The organism is Methanoregula sp. (genome assembly GCF_002835825.1).
Lineage (GTDB): Archaea > Halobacteriota > Methanomicrobia > Methanomicrobiales > Methanospirillaceae > Methanoregula.
Genome location: NZ_PIZH01000526.1, coordinates 1 through 1,429 on the forward strand (window position 1 = coordinate 1; position 1,429 = coordinate 1,429).

Here is a 1,429-nt window from a genome sequence, read left to right on the forward strand (position 1 = left end):
TCTTTGGAGAAACGGGGAGGGAACGAGAGATCCGGAACGATGAAAAAACAAAAGGATCATCCGGTTCCTGGAGATGAGTTGGGAGCCGGACCGGACCCTTCCTCAAGAAAGATGCTCCCGAACTCTTTTGCTGCCTGCAGGTAGCTTTCGTTTGTCTCATCTTCTGCATTTTGCGTGTATTGCCAGTTCCAGCAGAGCTTCGGGTTTACCTGAAACCCGAAGTACTGGAGCACCTTTTTCTGTGTTTCGAATGCGTTCTTTCCATTCCAGTTCTGTCCGATCACTATCAGCCCGGCCTCAATGCCGGCAACAATGTTCTCTTCCTTAAGGGTCGAGTGCATGTTCTCAATCCAGGTGAGGCGTTCGATCAGTTTCTGGTAGTATGAATTCAGTGCGCCCCACCGTACCGAAGCGAAGAACACAACGCAGTCCGATGTGAACATTTCCCTTGTGATCCTGAAGAGCTCGTCGTCCGCATTGTTGATACTTGCCCAGCACCGGTGATGTCCGCTCGGATTTTTACTTTTATCTTTCAGGGCGGCCTTTTTTTGCCCGCAGCTGTTCCCGCCTGCATCGGAAACATTTCCTTCGCACGGGTGGATCGTCAATTTCGGGACTTCGATGAGCATTGCCTCAACACCGGACCTCCTCAACTCCCCGGCAATCTTATACGCAAGCCGGGTACTCTTTGGCGTCTCTTCCTGCCCCTCCCACCGGTTCGATGTAGTGAGCAGAAGGACTTTTCTTTTGGTTTTGAGATGGTGAATGGCGTTTTTTAGCTGTTCTTTACTTTTCTGTGCATCGCCGGGTTCCATAGCATGCGTAGGGTCACCCAACGTTGTAAACCTATTGTAACCGGGGTGAGACGGGAAGGATTGTTTTGTGAAGCCTGATTGCACACTCGTTCATCGCCATGATACTCTTTTCTGGCGAGGGTATGCCTGCACACGCGGGGATGAATCCGTGATCCGCACACGTTGGGGAACGGGCATCGGTCACCGTCAAAGGATGAGGGGTGATTCTGCATATTAAAAAAAAATTCCTTCCTCTCTGCCCCCTCACCCGGGTTACCGGCGCTTCCTCGTTTTCCGTTCATCAGGCACAGAAAGAGGAACACCGGCACATGCCCCGATCGAACTGAGATAGGTTTCAGCCTTTGCAATCAGCGCATCCCGCTTCCCTGCCTCCATGCGGGTGATGTAGGTGATGAAGGGCGCCATCCGCTGATTATGCTCAAATATATCGCGGTGGACATACAGGAACCGCCAGTAGAGGGCGTCCCAGAGATCGCACCACGGGCCTGCCTTATGAAATCTTGGGTCTGCGATCAGGCTTATCATCGGTCATGATCATACTATCCAGCTTGAAGGAATGATGCCCCGATGGACCTTGTAAAAATCCCCGGTATGCCAAAAGCAGAGTATGACGC

2 protein-coding genes are annotated in these 1,429 nt (G+C 51.9%); both read right to left on the reverse strand.

Translation table 11 applies throughout. From position 1 onward, the window contains the following. Window positions 1-56 precede the first annotated feature (56 nt). Window positions 57-815 (reverse strand): flavodoxin family protein, encoded by a 759-nt coding sequence (locus tag CW742_RS12950; RefSeq protein WP_292421023.1) that lies wholly within the window; start codon window positions 813-815, stop codon window positions 57-59. 252 nt (window positions 816-1,067) lie between these two features. Further along, window positions 1,068-1,340 carry a hypothetical protein gene (locus CW742_RS12955; protein ID WP_292421025.1) on the reverse strand — a complete coding sequence of 91 codons (273 nt, stop codon included), beginning with the start codon at window positions 1,338-1,340 and terminating at the stop codon, window positions 1,068-1,070. Between the last annotated feature and the right edge of the window lie 89 nt (window positions 1,341-1,429).

What these genes read in the sequence shown, in the direction of transcription:
- CW742_RS12955 (WP_292421025.1), bottom strand. Translation starts at nt 1,340, where the DNA reads ATGATAAGCCTGATCGCAGACCCAAGATTTCATAAGGCAGGCCCGTGG.
- CW742_RS12950 (WP_292421023.1), bottom strand. Translation starts at nt 815, where the DNA reads ATGGAACCCGGCGATGCACAGAAAAGTAAAGAACAGCTAAAAAACGCC.